This is a genomic window from Massilia sp., from assembly GCF_046293535.1.
GTDB lineage: Bacteria > Pseudomonadota > Gammaproteobacteria > Burkholderiales > Burkholderiaceae_D > Telluria.
In genome coordinates, this window is record NZ_JBKBOV010000015.1 from 38,872 (window position 1) to 57,000 (window position 18,129).

Genomic DNA, 18,129 nt, shown 5'->3' on the forward strand with positions numbered 1-18,129 from the left:
AGTGACCATGACCCTAGCCACCCATACCACCGTCGGGCAGTTGCCTGCGATCCGGATCCAGGCGCCGGACGGCGCCGAAGCCACCATCACCCTGTACGGCGCCCACCTGGTCTCGTGGAAGGGCGCGGACGGCCGGGAACGCATGTTCATGAGCGACAAGTCGGCGCTCGACGGCAGCAAGGCCATCCGCGGCGGCGTGCCGGTGATCTTCCCGCAGTTCGCGCAGCAGGGCAGCGGCATGCGCCACGGCTTCGCCCGGGTGAGCAACTGGCGCCTGGAAGACAGCGGGCTGGAAGACGGCGCCGCCTGGGCCAATTTCGACCTGGCGGCGGGCGACCTGCCCACCAGCATCGCCGACGCCTGGCCGCACACCTTCGCGCTGTGCCTGCGCGTGGCGGTGCGCGCCAATCAACTGGACATGGCGCTCACGGTGCGCAACCTGGGCGCCGCGCCCTTCCCCTTCTCGGCGGCGCTGCACACCTACCACCTGGTGCCGGACGTGTGCGAGGTGCGCATCGAGGGCATCTCCTCGGACGAGATCTCGATCCTCGACAAGCTCGACGCGGTGTACCCGCACGTGGCGGGCCGCGCCCAGCTGGCCACGAGCAGCGGCGTGCTGGTGCTGGAGCAGAGCGGCTTCACGGATGCGGTGGTGTGGAACCCGGGCGCGGTGGATGCGGCGGCGCTGCCGGACATGGAGAACGACGAGTACCAGCGCTTCGTGTGCATCGAGCCGGCCGTGCTCGATCCGGTGACGCTGGAGGCGGGGCAAAGCTGGACCGGGACTTACCGCGTCAGCTGAAATGATGAAGTCCGGCGATGCCGGGCTTCTTTTTTGCGCTGGTGGTGCGCTTCGAACTGGGATCCCGGCCTGCGCCGGGATGACGGCTCATATCGTAGTGGCAAGCTCAAACGCCGTCGTTCCCGCGAAGGCGGGAACCCAGTTTTGCCGGCAGACCAACCAGCAACCGTCAGTTCGACTCCTTGATCATCCGTCCGTTACTCGGCTGGATCGGCCGCGCATTGAGCGGATACAGGCGCGAGAACAAGGCCATCTGCGCCGGCGACGCCTGCATGGTCTGCTTCATGACGATCCACAGCACGTCCTCGGTACAGGGCGGCTCGCTCAGGGAACCCATGTAGGTGAAGTATTCGCGCTTCTCCGGCAGCGCCTCGCTCGGGTCGATCAGGATCGACGGCGACACCACCTGGTGCTTTTCCAGCGGCAGGTTGTTCCACACCGTCTGGATCATGGGGTTGGCCTTGCCGCGCTCGAGCAGCACGGCCAGCACCAGCAGCTTGCCCTCGTAGCTGCGATGCACCATGTGGATCACCATCTCGGTGCCCTTGCCGTTGATTCGCTCTTCCGAGGGCCGGTGGAAGTGGAACTGCTGCAGCTCGTAGCTCATGTTGCCGACCGTGAGGAAGTTGCCGCCGCCGACCGTCACCTGGATGGTGTGGCCGTTGTCGATCTCGCTGAACGAGCTCGGGCGGTAGTCGAAGGCGATCTGCTCGAGGTCGACCTTGATGCCGTCGCGCAGGTCGATCGGCGACTGGCGCTTGCCGGTATTGCACTTGGCCCAGTTCGAGTTGATGTTCGACCAATTGGCCGGGCCGTATTCGCCTTCGTAGCTCCAGTGGGTGCCGTTCTTCGGCTTGTTGGCGGCGGCGATCGCGGCTTCGGCTTCCTTGCGGCGTTTCGCTTCGGCCGCCTTGCGCGCCCGCGCGGCCGCGGCGGCGCGCGCCGCCTGCTGCTCGCGCAACTGGGCCAGGCGCTCGGCGATCCGCACCGACAGGTCGACTTCGGATTGTTCGTCTTCGGCCGCCGCGGGCGCAGGGCGGGCAGCGGCGGCGCGGGCATCGGCGGCGGCCGCCAGGGCCTTCATGTCCGGCTTGACCGAGCCGGGAGCCGGCTTGCCTTCGAGGATGGCCTTGACGCTGGCCGTCTTGCCGTCGGTGGGCGTGGGAGCGGGGTCGCTCGCGCTTGCGGAAGCCATGACGAGGCTGCAAGCCAACAGGGCGATGAGGTGGCGCATGAGAATCCAGGGAGTGTCTGTCCTCATGCTTATCGGCAATAAATACGACAAACTTGAGTGCGCTGGAACAAGAACGCCCCGAAAAAATCGTGGCGCTGCCAGGATGACAAGCCGTGGTCTTACCTAGCGCTTCAGCAGGTTGCGGCCGAATTTGTACAAACCGCCGATCGCCAGCGGCACCATTGCCGCCGAAATGCCCACCAACACGATCTCGGTCAGGTGTTCCTTGACCACCGGGACATTGCCGAACAGGTAGCCGGCAGTGACCAGGCTGCCCACCCACAAGACCGCACCGGTCATGTTGAACAGTTGGAAGCGCGGCAGCGTCATCTCGGACACGCCGGCCACCAGCGGCGCGAAGCTGCGCACCACCGGCACGAAGCGCGCCACGATGATGGTCTTGCCGCCGTGCTTCTCGAAGAAGTCGTGGGTGCGGCGCAGCGCGTCCTTGTTGATCCAGCGGTAGTTGTGGGTAAACACGCGGTGGCCGATGGCCCGCCCGACGTAGTAGTTCACGGTATTGCCCGTCACCGCGGCCGTGATCAGGAGCGCCATCAGGAGCGCGAAATTCATCTCGCCGGTGGCGCAGAAGGCGCCCGCGATGAACAGCAGGGTGTCGCCGGGAAGGAAGAAGAAGAGGACCAGGCCGGTTTCGCAGAACACGATCGCGAAGAGCACGATGTACACATAGGTTCCGTACTGGGCCAGGAGCGCGCCCAGCGTCCTGTCGACATGCAGGAGCATGTCGAATAACTGCATCAGATCCATCATCTTCCTAGAGGTTAGCCGCGCATCATACCACCAGTTACCGCCCCGGCAGAGGCGCCGCCCTGCCGCGGCTTTACCTTGCGGCCACATTCCCGCACAATCGTCGGGATAAGCAATCGATAACACCTGGAGACCGCATGACCGCTTCGTTCACCGCATCGTTCACAAGCTCGGGCTTGACCCTCGCCGCCCTGGCCCTGCTGGCCGCCGGCAGCGTCTGCGCCGCCACGGCCAAGCCGGAAAAGGAATTGCCGCCCAAACCCTCTCTGGCCGACGTGGTCAAGGCATCCAAGCCGGCCGACTGGCGCGCGCTGGACCCGGAAAACACGCTGTACATGGACCTGCCGACCGGCCGCGTGGTCATCGAACTGGCCCCGCGCTTCGCGCCGGCCACCGCGGCCAACATCCGCGCCCTGGTGCGCGAGAAGTACTTCGACGACCTGTTCATCATCCGCTCGCAGGACGGCTTCGTGGTGCAGTGGGGCGACCCGGACGAGGAAAACCCGAAGCCGTTCAAGGCCGCCAGGACCGTCAAGGCCGAGTTCACCGCGCCGATGGCGTCGGTCGGCAGCTTCACCCGCCTGAAAGACGGCGACGTGTATGCGCCCCAGGTCGGCCACGTGAATGGCTTCCCGGCCGCGCGTGACCCAGGCCGCGGCCAGGCCTGGCTGGTGCACTGCCCCGCGATGATCGGCGTGGCGCGCGACACCGGGGCCGACTCCGGCAACGGCTCGCAGCTGTACGTCGTCACCGGCCATGCGCCGCGTCACCTCGACCGCAACATCACCGTGGTGGGACGGGTCGTGCAGGGCATGCCGCTGCTTTCAAGCCAGCCGCGCGGCACTGGCGCTGCCGGTTTCTACGAGCAGCCGGAGCAGCGCATGCCGCTCAAGCTGGTGCGCCTGGCCGCCGACGTGCCCGAAGCCGAACGCAGCAAGCTGGAAGTGATGCGTACCGACAGCGCCACCTACCAGGCCGTGGTCGAAGCCCAGCGCAACCGCGGCGGCCCGTGGACCAAGGTCGCGGCCGGCAAGATCGACCTGTGCAACGCGCCGATTCCGGTGCGGGAGCGGTAGGGTGGGCGGGTTTCCCGCCCACGCGTTCAAACAGTGCATGCGTCGCCACTAAGCATCCATAAGTTGAGCGCGCGCGCGATATAATTTGGCGATGAACGCGCCCGCTCCCACCCATCGCCCGATCCAGCAACTCCCCGACCAGCTCATCTCCCAGATCGCCGCCGGCGAAGTGGTCGAGCGGCCATCTGCCGTGGTCAAGGAATTGCTGGAAAACGCCCTCGACGCGGGCGCGACCCAGATCACCGTGCGCCTGGAAGAAGGCGGCGTCAAGCGCATCGCCATCACCGACAACGGCCGCGGCATCGAGCCGGAGCAGCTGCCGCTGGCGCTGGCGCGCCACGCCACCTCGAAAATCGCCTCGCTGCACGACCTCGAACACGTCGGCACGCTCGGCTTTCGCGGCGAGGCGCTGGCCTCGATCGCCTCGGTGGCCGCGGTGCGCATCACCTCGCGCACGCCGGGTGCGGCGCACGCCTGGGAAATCGTCGGCTCGCACGAGGGCACCGTGGCGCCCTCTTCCGGCGCGTTCGGCACCACGATCGACGTGCAGGACCTGTACTTCAACACGCCGGCGCGCCGCAAGTTCCTGAAGTCCGAACAGACCGAATACGGCCACTGCGCCGAAGTCGTGCGCCGCATCGCGCTGTCGCGCCCGGACGTCGCGTTCAGCCTGACGCACAACGGCCGCACCATCGACCACTGGAACGTGAGCGAAGCGGCCAAGCGCAGCGGCCAGATCCTCGGCAGCGATTTCGCCGAGGCGCGCCTGGCCCTCGACGAAGCCGCGGGCCCCTTGCGCCTGCACGGCTACGTCGGCCTGCCGACCGCCTCCAAGGCGCGCGCCGACGGCCAGTTCTTCTACGTGAACGGGCGATTCGTGCGCGACAAGCTCTTGGTGCACGCGGTGCGCGCGGCCTACCAGGACGTGCTGCACGGCGACCGCTTCCCCTGCTACGTGCTGTCGCTCGACCTCGACCCGGCCCTGGTCGACGTCAACGTCCACCCATCCAAGATCGAAGTGCGCTTCCGCGACAGCCGCGCGGTGCACCAGTTCGTGTTCCACGCGGTGCAGCGCGCATTGGCGCAAACCTCGGCCACCGCCCACGGCAGCGCGCCGGCGCCGATCTCCGCCGCCGAAGTGCGGCCCACCGGCACGCCGGTATGGGCGCCGCGCCCGCACGAGCAGACCTCCTTCGGTGCGCAGCTGGCGCCCAGCTTCTCGCCCTCGCCGTTCGCGCCGGGCAGCCGCTGGGACGATCCACGTTCGGCGCCTTCGACTGGCGGCGTGGCGCAGCGTACCGAGGCTTACGGCGCCCTGTTCGCCGCCGGCGGTCCGGCCAGGGCCGAGGCCCCGGTCGGCGTGCCGATATCAAGCTCGGACCGCCCGCTGTCGAACGAAGACTTCCCGCTCGGCTTCGCCCTGGCCCAGCTGCACGGCATCTACATCCTGGCCCAGAACACCAAGGGCCTGGTGCTGGTCGACATGCACGCGGCCCACGAACGCATCCTCTACGAGCAGATCAAGAACGCGCTCGACGCCCGCGCCGAGGGAGAGGAACTGCAAGTGCAGCAGCTCCTGATCCCGGTCACCTTCTACGCCGACGCCATCGAGGTGGCCACCGCCCAGGACCATGGCGACATCCTGAAGACGCTCGGCTTCGACATCGCCGCGCTCTCGCCCACCACGCTGGCCGTGCGCACCGTGCCGACCCTGCTGAAAAACGCCGACGCCCAGACGCTGGCGCGCGACGTGCTGCGCGACGTGCGCGAATACGGCGGCTCGCGCGTGCTGATCGAGCGCCGCAACGAGCTGCTCGGCACCCTCGCCTGCCACACCGCGGTGCGCGCCAACCGCATCCTCTCGACCCAGGAGATGAACGCGCTGCTGCGCCAGATGGAAATCACCGAGCGCTCCGACCAATGCAACCACGGCCGCCCGACCTGGGTCCAGCTCGAGATCTCGGCACTCGACAAACTCTTCCTGCGCGGCCAGTAATCGAATGATGAGCATGAAAAAACCGATGGCCGTGGCCATCATGGGCCCGACCGCGTCCGGCAAGACCGCGGCCGCGCTGGCCATTGCCAGGACCCGTCCGGTCGAGATCATCTCGGTCGACTCGGCCCTGGTCTACCGTGGCATGGACATCGGCACCGCCAAGCCCAGCCCCGAGGAGCTGGCCGCCGTGCCGCACCACCTGATCGACATCATCGATCCATTGGAAGCCTATTCGGTGATGCAGTTCCGCGAGGACGCGATCCGCCTGGTGGGCGAGATCAGCGCGCGCGGCGCCCTGCCGCTGCTGGTGGGCGGCACGATGATGTACTTTAAAGGCCTGACCGACAGCCTGGACGAGTTGCCGACCGCCGATCCTGCGCTGCGCGCCCGGCTCGATGCGGAAGCGGCCAGCATCGGCTGGCCCGGCATGCATGCAAAGTTACGCACGCTCGACCCGGTGACCGCCGAGCGCCTGAAACCCAACGACGCCCAGCGCATCAACCGCGCGCTGGAAATCATCGCCCTGACTGGCAAGCCGATGTCCGAACTGCTGGGCAAGCGCGAGAAGCCCGAGCTGCCGTTCGAATTGATCTCGTTCGCGCTGGAGCCCTCGGACCGCGCCGTGCTGCACGCGCGCATCGCCCAGCGCTTCGACGCCATGCTGGGCGAGCGCGACGACGCGGGACTGGTGGCGGAAGTGGCGCGCCTGCGCGCGCGCGGAGATTTATCGCCAGCCCTGCCCTCGATCCGCTGCGTCGGCTACCGCCAGACCTGGGACTACCTCGACGGCAAGATCGACCGCGCGGAGCTGCGCGAACTGGGCATCATCGCCACGCGCCAGCTGGCCAAGCGCCAGATCACCTGGCTGCGCGCGATGCCGGAGCGGATCGTGATAGACTGCCTCGGTACGGACCCGACGGGCGAGCTGATGCACAAGCTCAGTCAGTTGGAAAAATGACATTGGCGCGAGATTTTTGCGTCGCAGATCGGCGTCCAGCCTTGACAGGCGGCGCGCCGGCATCGATAATGCCTGCCGTTGCGGTGATATAGCTCAGCTGGTTAGAGCACAGCACTCATAATGCTGGGGTCGGTGGTTCAAGTCCACCTATCACCACCAGACACAAACGGCCCGGTTCTCGCGAACCGGGCCGTTTGCTTTTCGGGATCGACTCAGTGCTTCTTGCCGCCACCCGAGATCTTGTTCTCGGTGGCCCAGGCGCGCCGTTCGGCTTCCTTCTTCGGCACACCCTTCTGCTCGTAGCCTTCCTCGATGTGCTTGACCTGGCGCTTCTGCTTGTCCGTGTAGGACGATTTATCACCTTGAGGCATGATGATTCTCCTTTTCATGGTGGGATGGTCCACGATGAAAGGCTACGCTCCCGCCCGCCCCTGTAACGTTCGGTATCTCACGCAAGCAGGGGTTCTACTCAGCCGTAAAGGATTCGTCCAGCGCATAGTCGCCGCGCGCCAGGCCTTCGAGGACGGCGCCGGCCTGCTGCAGGTAATCCGACGGCACCAGGATGCGCACGCCGCCCAGGGCCGGGGCCAGCAGCAGGTCGGTCTGCATCAGGTGGGCGTCGGCCAGCACGGCGGGGATGCCGGCGGCGACCAGGCAGCCCTGGGCCAGCGTCGCGTCCATCGGTACCAGGTACCTGGCGATGATGAACAGGTCGCGGCCGGGAATCTGGACGACCTCCGGGTTGGCGGCCAGCCAGGCGTTCAGTGCGAGTTCTTGCATGCGACCCTCTCTTTTACCGTTCGGTCAAAACAGCGCAGGCACCTGTGACAGCAGGTACAGGGTGACGCCGATCAGGCCACCGACGATGGTGCCGTTGATGCGAATGTACTGCAAGTCCTTACCGATGTTGAGTTCGATTTGCCCGGACATCTCGCGATTGTCCCATTGTTTCACCGTATCGGCGATATGGCGCGTCAGGAAGCCGGCGAACTCGGGGGCAATGCCGCGCGCGGCCGATTCCAGGTTCTCGTTCAGGGAAGCGCGCAGCTGCGGGTCCTCGGCCAGCACCTTGCCGACCCAGGCCCCGGTCGCCACCAGGCGCCGGCGCAGGCTCGATTCCTCGCTATTCAGGTCCTTCTTCACCCAGCCTTTGAGCTCGTCCCACAGCGTGGCGAGATAGCCATTGAGCGTCTCGTCGCCCAGCAGATAGGCCTTGATCTCGTCGGCCCTGGCGGCAAACGCTGGATCGCGCTTCAGGCGTTCGATGAATTCCTGGGTGAACGCGTCGAAGCGCTGGCGCAAGGGGTGGGACGGATCGCTTGCCACCTTGTTCAGGATGCCGGAGGCGAGCCGCACGGCCAGGCCGGCGCCCTTGCGCCCGATGAGTTCGGAGGGGAGCATGCTCTCGATTAAAGCGTAGTCTTCCTTGAGCCAGTCGACGATGCCCTGCGCGACCGTGGCCTGGGTCTCGGCATTGTCGAGCAGGCGCGCCAGCTGGGTGATGCCTTCGTCGAGCAGCTCCTGGTGGCGCCCGTCGCGCGTCAGGCTCTCCAGGATGGTGCCGGCCGACTTCGACAAATCGACGCTGTTCACCATGGCGTGCACGGCGCGCCGGATGAAACCCTGCACCGCGCTGTCCTCGATGAAGTCGAGCATCCAGATGCCGACCCGCACCAGGTGCTGGCCCAGCAGCTCGGTATTGGCGGGCTTGACCAGCCAGTCGGCCACCTTCTGCACCGGGTCGTGGCGCCGGATCAGGCGCAGGATCGATTCGGTGTCGAGGAATTTCTCATGGACGAACAGCGCCAGGTTGTCGGCGATGCGCTCCTTGTTCTTCGGGATGATCTCGGTATGGCGCGAGACGATCGGGATCGGCACGCGCTTGAACAGGGCCACCACCGCGAACCAGTCGGCCAGGGCGCCGACCATGGCGGCTTCGGAGAAGGCGCGCAGCAGGCCGGTCCACCAGTTCTGGGGCAGGAACAGGGTCAGCACGAACAGCGAGGCCGCGCCCGCGAAGAACGCGAGCGCCAGCATCTTCGATCGCCGCAGTTCGGCTTCTTTCGTCATAGGCTCCGGGTTTCGTAGGGTGGGCGGGTTTCCCGCCCACCCTACGAATGCTATATGACTTCGCTGGCTCTCAGCGCTTCGATTGACTCGGCAGTAAAACCCCAGTCGGCCAGGATCGCCTCGCTGTCCTCCCCCGGGCTGCGCGGCGCGCCGGGGGTGGCGGGGGCGCTGCGGCTGAAGCGCGGCGCCGGCGCCGGCTGGGTGACGCCGTCGATCTCCACGAAGGTGCGCCGGGCCGCGTTGTGCGGGTGGCGCGGCGCCTCGATCAGGTCGAGCACGGGCGCGAAACACACCTCGGTGCCCTCCAGCAGGCGGCACCATTCGTCGCGCGTCTTCGTGAGGAACAGCTCCGCGAAACGCTGCCGCAGCTCGGGCCAGTGCGCCTTGTTCCAGCGCTTGGTAAACAGCGGATCGCCCTGGCCGGTGAGCTTCAATAGCGTGGCGAAGAACTGCGGCTCGATGGCGCCGATCGAGATGAACTTGCCGTCGCTGCAGGCATAGGTGTCGTAGAAGGGCGCGCCGCCGTCGAGCAGGTTGCCTTCGCGCTGGCCGCTCCAGCTGCCGGCGCTGCGCAGGCCGTACATCATGGCGCCCAGCAGCGCAGCGCCGTCGGTCATGGCGGCATCCACCACCTGGCCCTGCCCCGACTTGCGCGCCTCCAGCACCGCGCAGACGACGCCGAAGGCCAGCATCATGCCGCCGCCGCCGAAGTCGCCCACCAGGTTCAGGGGCGGGGGCGGCGGGCTGTCGGCGCGCCCGGTCGCGTACAGCATGCCCGACAGGGCGACGTAATTGATGTCGTGCCCCGCCGCCTGCGCCAGCGGCCCGGTCTGGCCCCAGCCGGTGACGCGGCCATAGACCAGCTTCGGATTGCGCTCCAGGCAGTCGTCCGGGCCCAGCCCGAGGCGCTCCATCACGCCCGGCCGGAAGCCTTCGAGCAGCACGTCGGCCTGCTCCACCAGGCGCATCGCGGCGCAGCGCCCGGCCGCCTTCTTGAGGTCGAGCGCCAGCGAGCGGCGCCCGCGCGCCATCACGTCGTGGCGCGTGCCCAGCACCGGGTAGGGCGTGTCCGCGCCGGGACTGGCCTTGCGGTCGATGCGGATCACCTCCGCCCCCATGTCCGCCAGCATCATCGCGGCGAACGGGCAGGGGCCGATGCCGACCATCTCGACCACCCGTACTCCTGACAATGGTCCTGCCATGTTGAGATCTCCTTCAGAGGGAACGGGCGATGATTTCTTTCATGATCTCGTTGGCGCCGCCGTAGATGCGCTGCACCCTGGCGTCCACGTACATCTGGGCGATCGGGTATTCCAGCATGTAGCCGTAGCCGCCGAACAGCTGCACGCACTGGTCCACCACCTTGCACTGCAGGTCCGAGATCCAGTATTTCGCCATCGAGGCGCGCACGGTGTCCATGCGTCCGGCCAGCATGTCCTCGATGCAGCGGTCGATGAAGATGCGCGCGACCGTCGCCTCGGTCTTGATCTCGGCCAGCACGAAGCGGGTGTTCTGCATCTCGATGAGGGCCTGGCCGAAGGCCTTGCGCTCGCGCGTGTGCTCGACCGTGAGCTGCAGGGCGCGCTCGATGGCGGCCACGCCGCATACGCCCAGGATGGTGCGCTCGTAGGGCAGCTCGGTCATGAGCTGGGCGAAGCCCCTGCCCTCCTCGCCTCCCAGCACGTTTTCCAAAGGCACATGGGCCTCGTCGAAGAACAGCTCGCAGGTGTCCTGGCCCTTCTGGCCGACCTTGTCCAGGATGCGGCCGACGCGAAAGCCCGGGTTGTCCTTCGTTTCCAGCAGCAGCAGGGAGACGCCCTTGGCGCCCGCGCCCGGGTCGGTCTTGGCCACCACCAGGATCAGGTCGGCCATGTAGCCGTTCGAGATGAAGGTCTTGGAGCCGCTCACGCGGTAGCCATCAAGGCCGCGCACGGCGCTTGTACGGATGCCTTTCAGGTCCGAGCCGGCGCCCGGCTCGCTCATGGCGATCGCCGCTATCATCTCGCCGCTCGCCAGCCGCGGCAGGTACTTGCGCTTCTGCTCCTCCGTGCCCTGGTTCAGCAGGTAGTGCGCGACGATGGCGTGGACGTGGATGCCGAAAGCGGTGTCGCCGCCGTAGGACAGCTCCTCGAACACCACCGCCATGTGGGCGAAGCTGCCGCCGGCGCCGCCGTATTCTTCCGGGATGTCGGCCAGCAGCAGGCCCATCTCGCCGGCCTTGCGCCACAGGTCGCGGTCGACGTGCCGCTGCTCGCGCCAGGCATCCTGGTGCGGCGTGATCTCGCCAGCCACGAAGCGGCGCACGGCGTCGCGGAACGCGGCCAGTTCATCGTTCATCCAGGGGGACGTGATATCCATGCGCGTCTCCTCAGCCGTTGCGGTACATGGTGACGACGCAGGCGCCGCCCAGGCCCAGGTTGTGCTGCAGCGCCACGCGCGCGCCCTCGACCTGGCGCGCCTCGGCAGTGCCGCGCAGCTGGTGGGTCAGCTCGTAGCACTGGGCCAGGCCGGTGGCGCCCAGCGGGTGCCCTTTCGAGAGCAGGCCGCCGGACGGATTGGTGACCACCTTGCCGCCATAGGTGTTATCGCCCTCGCGGATGAACTTGTCGGCGCCGCCTTCCGGGCACAGGCCCAGGGCTTCGTAGGTGATCAGTTCGTTGTGCGCGAAGCAATCGTGCAGTTCCACCACGTCCAGGTCTTGCGGGCCGAGGCCGGACTGCTCGTACACCTGCTGCGCGGCAGAGCGGCTCATGTCGTAGCCGACCAGGCGCATCATGTCGCCGCCCTCGAAGGTATTGGGGCGGTCGGTGGTCATGGCCTGGGCGGCGATGTGGACGTCGTGGCGCAGTCCGTGGCGCAGCGCGAACTCGCCCGACACCAGGAGCGCCGCTGCGGCGCCGCAGGTCGGCGGGCAGGCCATCAGGCGCGTCATCACGCCCGGCCAGATCGCGGGGGCATCGAGCACGTCCTGGGCCGTGACCTCCTTGCGCAGCAGCGCCAGCGGGTTGTTCACGGCGTGGCGGCTGGCCTTGGCGCGGATGCGGGCGAAGGCTTCGAGCGGCGTGCCATATTTGTCCATGTGCGCCAGGCCCGCGCCGCCGAAGTAGCGCAGCGCCAGCGGGATGTCCGGCTTGCCGACCAGGCGGTCGGTGACCTCGTCAAAGGCGTCGAAGGGCGTCGGGCGGTCGGTGAACACCGAGCCGAGCGCGCCGGGGCTCATCTGCTCGAAGCCGAGCACCAGCACGCACTCGGCGGCGCCGCTGGCGATCGCCTGGCGCCCGAGGAACAGCGCGGTCGAGCCGGTCGAACAGTTGTTGTTGACGTTGACGATCGGGATGCCGCTCATGCCCACCGCGTACAGGGCTTTCTGGCCGCTGGTCGAATCGCCGTAGACGTAGCCCGCATAGGCCTGCTCCACCTGGTCGTAGACGACGCCGGCGTCTTCCAGCGCGGCGCGCGCCGCCTGCGCACCCATCTCGTGGTAGGGGCTGCTTGCGCCCGGCTTGGCGAAGGGGATCATCCCGACGCCGCTGACATACACCTTCCGCATCCTGTCTCCTGTTTCTTGACTAGGTCGAGCGACCTACTATTGCTCAATTATAGGTCAGTCGTACCATGAGCGGTATGCCTCTGCGATAATCGTGCGATGCCTCCCATTCCCGACGATTCGATCGATAATGCCCTGCGCAACAAAGCCTCCACCACGACCGAGAAAGGCTTCGGGCGCGCGGTCGAGATCCTGCTGGTGGCGCGCCGCCTGCTGGCCGCCGAAGGCTATGCCGGGCTGACGATGCGGCGCGTGGCCCAGGAAGCCGGGATGAGCCTGTCGAACCTCCAGCATTACTACGGCAGCAAGGAGCAACTGCTCGAAGCCCTGCTCCTGACCACGATGGACGAGTTCCAGGCCAAGATGGACCGGATCGCGGTGGCGATGGCCGGCCGGCCGCAGGTGGAGCGTTTCCTCACCACGGTCGACATGTTCCTCGACGAGATCACCGAGCCCACCATGCATGCGATCTTCTTCGAGATCTGGGCGCTGGCCTCGCGCCATCCTTTCGCCTCCAGCCTGATGGGCAAGATGATCGGGCGCGAGCGCAAGGCGGTGTATGGCCTGATCCACGGCCTGAATCCGGACATCGACGACGCCCGCTGCATGGAGCGCGCGGTGCTGATCGTGGCGCAGATCCAGGGGCTGATGCTGTTCCGGCTGGACCGCAATGCGCGTCCGGAACAGTACGCCGCGGTGCGCGCCTCCCTGCACAAAGTGCTGCTATCCCTCGCAACCGTGCTGTGATTTGCCGCTAATTGCCGCAAAGTCGTCCAAAAATACCGCTGAGCACTTGTCCGTCGCGTATACTCGTGGGTTTGTCAATTTGCCACGGGGGCCGCACGGATGCACCATGAACTCAGTTTGATCACCACCATCGCCGCGGCGCTGGGCTTCGGCCTGGTGTTCGGCATGCTCGCCATACGTCTTCGACTGCCAGCGCTGGTCGGCTACCTTGCCGCCGGCGTCCTGATCGGCCCCGCCACGCCGGGTTTCGTCGCGGACGTAGCGCTGGCATCCCAATTGGCGGAGATCGGGGTGATGCTGCTGATGTTCGGCGTCGGCCTGCACTTCTCGCTGGGCGACCTGCTCGACGTGAAGAAGATCGCCCTGCCCGGCGCGCTGCTGCAGATCGGGGTGGCGACGGCGATGGGCATCGGCCTGGCCCACTGGTGGGGCTGGGGCCTGGGTGCCGGACTGGTGTTCGGCCTGGCGCTGTCGGTGGCCAGCACCGTGGTGCTGCTGCGGGCCCTGGAGGCGCGCGGCGTGCTCGATTCCATGAACGGCCGCATCGCGGTGGGTTGGCTGGTGGTCGAGGACCTGGTGATGGTGCTGGTGCTGGTGATGCTCCCGGCCCTGGCCGGACCGCTGGGCGGCCGTGGCGACGCCGGCGCCGAACTGTGGCCGGCGCTGGGCAAGACCCTGCTGCAGGTGGGCGCCTTCGTGGCCTTCATGCTGGTGGTCGGGCGCAAGATTTTCCCGTGGTTCCTCTGGAAGGTGGCCAAGACCAACTCGCGCGAACTGTTCACGCTGTCCGTGATCGCCGCGGCGGTCGGCATCGCCTTCGCTTCGTCGGCGCTGTTCGGCGTGTCGTTCGCGCTGGGCGCCTTCTTCGCCGGCATGGTGCTGCGCGAGTCCGAGTTGAGCCACCGCGCGGCGGAAGAATCGCTGCCGCTGCGCGACGCGTTCTCGGTGCTGTTCTTCGTCTCGGTCGGCATGCTGTTCGACCCGATGGTGCTGGTGCAGTACCCGCTGGAGGTGCTGGCGACCGTGGCGATCATCCTGTTCGGCAAGTCGCTGGCCGCCTTCGTGCTGGTGCTGGCGCTGCGCTATCCGATCAACACCGCCGTCACCGTATCGGCCAGCCTGGCCCAGATCGGCGAATTCTCCTTCATCCTGGTCGCGCTGGGCATGCAGCTGGAACTGCTCCCCAGCCTGGGCCAGAACCTGATCCTGGCCGGCGCCATCATCTCGATCGCGGTCAACCCGCTGATGTTCAGCCTCGCCTCGCCGCTGGAAAAATGGCTGCAGTCCAGGCCCGAACTGGCGCGCAAGCTGGAGCGCCCGGCCGACCCGCTGGCCGAGTTGCCGATGGAGACGGGACGCGAGAAGCTGAACGGACAGGTGGTGCTGGTGGGCTTCGGCCGCGTCGGCCGCCGCATCGCCGACGACCTGGCGGCGCGCGGCGTGCACTTCGTGGTGGCGGAGCAGAACCGCGAGGTCGTCGAGCAGTTGCGCGGGCGCGGCATTCCCGCGGTGGCCGGCAACGCGGCCGAGCCGGCGGTGCTGATCCAGGCCCACATCACGCACGCGGCCCTCCTGGTGATCGCGACGCCCGATACCTTCCATGTACGCCGGATGGTGGAGATCGCACGCATGCTCAACCCCGCGGTCAAGGTGGTGGTGCGCTCGCACAACGAGGGCGAGGCGGCGCTGCTGCGCGAGGAGACCGGCGGCAAGGTATTCGTCGGCGAGCAGGAGCTGGCGGCCAGCATGACGCGGCACGTGATGGAGACGCTCGAGGAGCGGGCGGCGGCGCATTGAAGTGTAGGCCGGGCGGCAATATCGAAGTCCGGCACTCTGCCCCCCTTATCTCCACCAACGTCATCCGGCGAAGGCCGGGATCCAAGTTCGTTGGGTCACTTCGGCGGGTGCACGCAAGCGGTAGTGGACTGCGAAGGAAATGGGATTCCGGCCTTCGCCGGAATGACGGTCTTTAGGCCACCAGATCTCAGCCATAAAAAAAACCCGCCGGGCTTGCGCACGGCGGGTTGAATAACAGCAAGGAAAAATCTTCAGACTCAGGCCGCTACGACCTCTTCCACGCACAGCTTGAGGTTGGCATGGCGGCCGAGCAGCTGCGAGTTGATCAGCTCGCTGCGCTCTTCCAGCAGCGCGAACACCGCGTCTTTCGAGAGCACATACTCTTCCATCAGGGTGTCCTTGAGCGATTCGATCACCAGCTTGTAGTCGCGGATCGCGTTCAGGGTGTAGCTGTAGAGCTCGTCGGCCTTTTCTTCCACCAGGTGGAGCAGGTGCTCGCCGCCCATGTCCTTCTGCAGCTGGCTGTAATCCAGCTTGGAGCGCGAGTACATCGACAGGCGGCCCACCATCAGGTTCAGCATCTTGGTGATCTTCTCGATGTCGTTCTGGCTGCCCACCGAGATGCCGCGCGGGCCGTAGAACAGTTCTTCAGCCGCCACGCCGCCGTACAGGCCGATCACGTCGCGCTCCAGTTCTTCCAGGGTGCGCAGCGACATGTCCTGGCCCGACTGCAGCACGTAGCCCAGCGCGCCGATCTTCGACACCGCCTCGGTGCTGATCTTCAGCAGGTGCGACTTTTCCTTCACTTCGGCCAGGCTCATGCCGGCGCGCAGGTAAGGATCGATCTGCATGAAGAAGTGACCCAGTTCGTGCAGGGCGATGCGCTCGCGCTGCTTGGTCTTCTCGGCCGTGGTGGCGCGGTCGGTCAGGCCGATGGTGGCGCGCTCATAGGCACGGAACAGCAGGTTCGTGTTGATGATCGTCTTTTCCTGGATCGACAGCATCGACGCGCGCTCGACCACGGTTTCCAGCAACGCCGGGCTCAGGTTCTGGGTGATTTCCGCCACCTGGTCCAGGTTGGTGTCGCTCCAGTCGACCAGGCCTTCCTTCTTGCGGGCCAGGAAGCTGCGCAGCAATTCCTTGCGCTCGCCCTTGTTCGGCAGGCGGAAGTTGATCTTGACCGAGAAGCGGCGCAGCATCGCTTCGTCCATCTCGGTGTTCGAGTCGTCGAAGTTCGAGGCGACCACCCAGATCACGCCCTGGCCCTTGTCGCTCTTCACGCCGTCCAGCAGGCCCAGCAGGGTGTTGGCGGTATCGTCTTCCCACTTCTTTTCGCTGCGGCCGCGTGGCATGAACAGGGTCTGGGCTTCATCCAGGAAGATGATGCACTTGCCCTTGGCGCAAGCCTTCTTGTACAGCGCGTTGAGCGCCTTCGAGCCGCCGCCGACGTAGCCCGACTCCAGCGCCGAACCCGAAGCCGAGATCAGCGGCATGTCGAGGCGCTTGGCCAGGTAGCCGACCAGCTTGGTCTTGCCGGTGCCGGCCGGACCGGTCAGCATCACGTTGAAGGGCTTGTCGATGTTGTGCGACTGGTATTCGTCGCGGTTGCGGATCATGTCTTCCAGGTGCAGGACTTCCTGCTTGATGTCGTCCATGCCGATCAGGTCGTCCATGCTGCCCTTGAGCTTGTCCGGGGTGATGACCGAGGCGCTCATGCCCATGCCCGGCACGCCGAACTTGAGCAGGTACAGGACCAGCAGCAGCACGCCGATGGTCAGGCCGTAATTTTTCAGGAAGGTACCGGCGGTATCAAGCGCGGTGGCGCCGTCGTCCATCACGGCCTTGTGGCTGGCCAGGTAGTCGTCCTTGGCGATCGAATACGGGATCGCGTTCTTCAGCAGTACCTCGCGCTCGAGCGACAGGTGCGAGGTGCTCGGCACCTTGACCACGTGGATCGCGTCGGCATCCTTGAACTTGTAGACGTAGCGCGGCGACTCCGACAGCGGCTTGGCGATCAGGAGGTATTCCAGGCGCTCTTTCTGGGCAGCCAGTTCGGTGATCTCGGCAATATTTTGTGACTGCACCACAGGATTCGGATTCTGGGGCACGGTCGATTTCCAGATTGCTACCGCCGCAATCACACCGAGCAGCGCCGCCAGCGAAATGCGGACGTAGATACTCTTGAATGCGTTCTTGAAAGCAATCTGAAGTTGGGCGAAATTCGGCATCGTTTGATCTTTAGCAAAGTTGTCGGACAGCGGTACTTCTGGGAGCCGTGCCGGCGTGGTCTCTCGCGGGATCGGCGTGCGGCGCGTGGCGGCCGCTTTGTAGTCCAAACGTGTACGTTTGGTATTGTTTTGATGCCCGAAGGCAATGGGATAAGGAGACTATACCTGCAAAAAAAACCGACGTGTATACCGTGCGAAGAAAAAAATGACGATCGCAACGATAGTGATCAGCCTACCAATGAAAATCATTGGCAGATGATCAGCAAAACTTATCGAACTTTTAAATAAATTCGCTTTTATTGCAAAAACCGCATGTTAAAACCACTATCGCCTTGCAATAATGTCAGGATACCCGCGAGGCTAATCTGCGACAGCATGATTTCTTTGACTGATCGCAACATGCACGCATCTTCCAGCAAACTGATGACTTCTTTAGACAACTCAGCAATTCAATTGAGCGCAGCAATTTGCCCACTTTTGCTATGCTGATTTCACCGGAATGCGGCACTGCGACCGTTTATAGATGGAGTTGCCTGGGCCGAATCCAAGTCGTCATGCAGGCAAAGAGCAAGCAAGAATCGAGCAACAGCAAGAGGAACGGCTATGAAAAGATACGCATTGGCAGCAGCACTGGCGATCTGCCTCGGCAGTCCCGCGCAAGCTGCCCTGATCGACCTCTCTACCAGCAACCAGGCCGCGGCGCGCGTACAGCAACCGGTACGCAATCTGGCGGTCACCCAGCGCCAGGATATCGTGGCGCCGCCGGCGAACATGTCGGAACTGCCCGAACCCGAAGTGTTCGCGATGATGTTGCTGGGGCTGATCCTGATCGGCTACAAGGCGGGGCGCGACAGCAGCGAGAAGTTCAAGTAGGCGCCAAGCCCTGGCGCGCCTTTGTCCGGCGCG

At 65.8% G+C, this 18,129-nt stretch carries 16 protein-coding genes and 1 tRNA gene; 8 read left to right on the plus strand and 9 right to left on the minus strand.

The genetic code is table 11. From position 1 onward, the window contains the following. Nucleotides 1-7 precede the first annotated feature (7 nt). Nucleotides 8-802: a D-hexose-6-phosphate mutarotase gene (locus tag ACK4S9_RS10545; protein ID WP_409725189.1), complete on the plus strand. Its 795-nt coding sequence runs from the start codon at nt 8-10 to the stop codon at nt 800-802. 169 nt (nt 803-971) lie between these two features. On the opposite strand, the gene ACK4S9_RS10550 is transcribed toward ACK4S9_RS10545, so the two are convergent. Together ACK4S9_RS10550 and ACK4S9_RS10555 are read right to left on the minus strand one after the other, a co-directional pair. Beyond that, nucleotides 972-2,036: a carbonic anhydrase gene (locus tag ACK4S9_RS10550; RefSeq protein WP_409725192.1), complete on the minus strand. Its 1,065-nt coding sequence runs from the start codon at nt 2,034-2,036 to the stop codon at nt 972-974. 123 nt (nt 2,037-2,159) lie between these two features. After that, entirely contained in the window at nt 2,160-2,804 is a 645-nt protein-coding gene (locus tag ACK4S9_RS10555; protein WP_409725195.1) for a VTT domain-containing protein, read from the minus strand. Between the two features lie 137 nt (nt 2,805-2,941). Between ACK4S9_RS10555 and ACK4S9_RS10560 the strand changes: the two genes are divergently transcribed. The 4 genes from ACK4S9_RS10560 (at nt 2,942) to ACK4S9_RS10575 (ending at nt 6,993) form a co-directional block, all read left to right on the plus strand. Next, nucleotides 2,942-3,880 (plus strand): peptidylprolyl isomerase, encoded by a 939-nt coding sequence (locus ACK4S9_RS10560; RefSeq protein ID WP_409725197.1) that lies wholly within the window; start codon nt 2,942-2,944, stop codon nt 3,878-3,880. Nucleotides 3,881-3,971: 91 nt separating this feature from the next. Further along, on the plus strand, nt 3,972-5,876 hold the full coding sequence (gene mutL, locus ACK4S9_RS10565) for a DNA mismatch repair endonuclease MutL (protein WP_409725200.1): 1,905 nt from the start codon (nt 3,972-3,974) through the stop codon (nt 5,874-5,876). A gap of 4 nt (nt 5,877-5,880) precedes the next feature. After that, nucleotides 5,881-6,834, plus strand: coding sequence for a tRNA (adenosine(37)-N6)-dimethylallyltransferase MiaA (gene miaA / locus ACK4S9_RS10570; RefSeq protein ID WP_409725203.1), 954 nt, complete (start codon nt 5,881-5,883; stop codon nt 6,832-6,834). Between the two features lie 82 nt (nt 6,835-6,916). Further along, nucleotides 6,917-6,993: transfer RNA gene (locus tag ACK4S9_RS10575), tRNA-Met, on the plus strand. A 53-nt stretch (nt 6,994-7,046) separates the two neighbouring features. Here the strand turns inward: ACK4S9_RS10575 and ACK4S9_RS10580 are convergent. The 6 genes from ACK4S9_RS10580 to ACK4S9_RS10605 all read right to left on the minus strand — a co-directional run bounded on the left by ACK4S9_RS10580 (nt 7,047) and on the right by ACK4S9_RS10605 (nt 12,454). Next, complete coding sequence (locus tag ACK4S9_RS10580) at nt 7,047-7,205, minus strand: hypothetical protein (protein ID WP_409725206.1); 159 nt, start codon at nt 7,203-7,205, stop codon at nt 7,047-7,049. Nucleotides 7,206-7,299: 94 nt separating this feature from the next. Next, nucleotides 7,300-7,614 (minus strand): putative signal transducing protein, encoded by a 315-nt coding sequence (locus tag ACK4S9_RS10585; RefSeq protein WP_409725209.1) that lies wholly within the window; start codon nt 7,612-7,614, stop codon nt 7,300-7,302. Nucleotides 7,615-7,638: 24 nt separating this feature from the next. Then, nucleotides 7,639-8,904 carry a DUF445 domain-containing protein gene (locus ACK4S9_RS10590; RefSeq protein WP_409725212.1) on the minus strand — a complete coding sequence of 422 codons (1,266 nt, stop codon included), beginning with the start codon at nt 8,902-8,904 and terminating at the stop codon, nt 7,639-7,641. Nucleotides 8,905-8,954: 50 nt separating this feature from the next. Beyond that, nucleotides 8,955-10,106 (minus strand): CaiB/BaiF CoA transferase family protein, encoded by a 1,152-nt coding sequence (locus tag ACK4S9_RS10595; RefSeq protein WP_409725215.1) that lies wholly within the window; start codon nt 10,104-10,106, stop codon nt 8,955-8,957. 13 nt (nt 10,107-10,119) lie between these two features. Further along, complete coding sequence (locus ACK4S9_RS10600) at nt 10,120-11,262, minus strand: acyl-CoA dehydrogenase family protein (RefSeq protein ID WP_409725217.1); 1,143 nt, start codon at nt 11,260-11,262, stop codon at nt 10,120-10,122. A 10-nt stretch (nt 11,263-11,272) separates the two neighbouring features. Then, the gene (locus tag ACK4S9_RS10605; protein ID WP_409725219.1) at nt 11,273-12,454 is read right to left on the minus strand and encodes a lipid-transfer protein; all 1,182 of its coding nucleotides are present in this window, start codon (nt 12,452-12,454) and stop codon (nt 11,273-11,275) included. Nucleotides 12,455-12,550: 96 nt separating this feature from the next. Here ACK4S9_RS10605 and ACK4S9_RS10610 point away from each other — a divergent pair, with 96 nt between their 5' ends. After that, nucleotides 12,551-13,198, plus strand: coding sequence for a TetR/AcrR family transcriptional regulator (locus ACK4S9_RS10610; RefSeq protein WP_409725221.1), 648 nt, complete (start codon nt 12,551-12,553; stop codon nt 13,196-13,198). Nucleotides 13,199-13,297: 99 nt separating this feature from the next. Then, nucleotides 13,298-14,995, plus strand: coding sequence for a YbaL family putative K(+) efflux transporter (gene ybaL / locus ACK4S9_RS10615; RefSeq protein ID WP_409725224.1), 1,698 nt, complete (start codon nt 13,298-13,300; stop codon nt 14,993-14,995). A gap of 257 nt (nt 14,996-15,252) precedes the next feature. Here ybaL and ACK4S9_RS10620 read toward each other — a convergent pair whose 3' ends face one another. Continuing rightward, nucleotides 15,253-17,223: an AAA family ATPase gene (locus tag ACK4S9_RS10620; RefSeq protein WP_409725227.1), complete on the minus strand. Its 1,971-nt coding sequence runs from the start codon at nt 17,221-17,223 to the stop codon at nt 15,253-15,255. Between the two features lie 603 nt (nt 17,224-17,826). Between ACK4S9_RS10620 and ACK4S9_RS10625 the strand changes: the two genes are divergently transcribed. Then, nucleotides 17,827-18,096, plus strand: coding sequence for a hypothetical protein (locus ACK4S9_RS10625; protein WP_409725230.1), 270 nt, complete (start codon nt 17,827-17,829; stop codon nt 18,094-18,096). Nucleotides 18,097-18,129 lie beyond the last annotated feature (33 nt).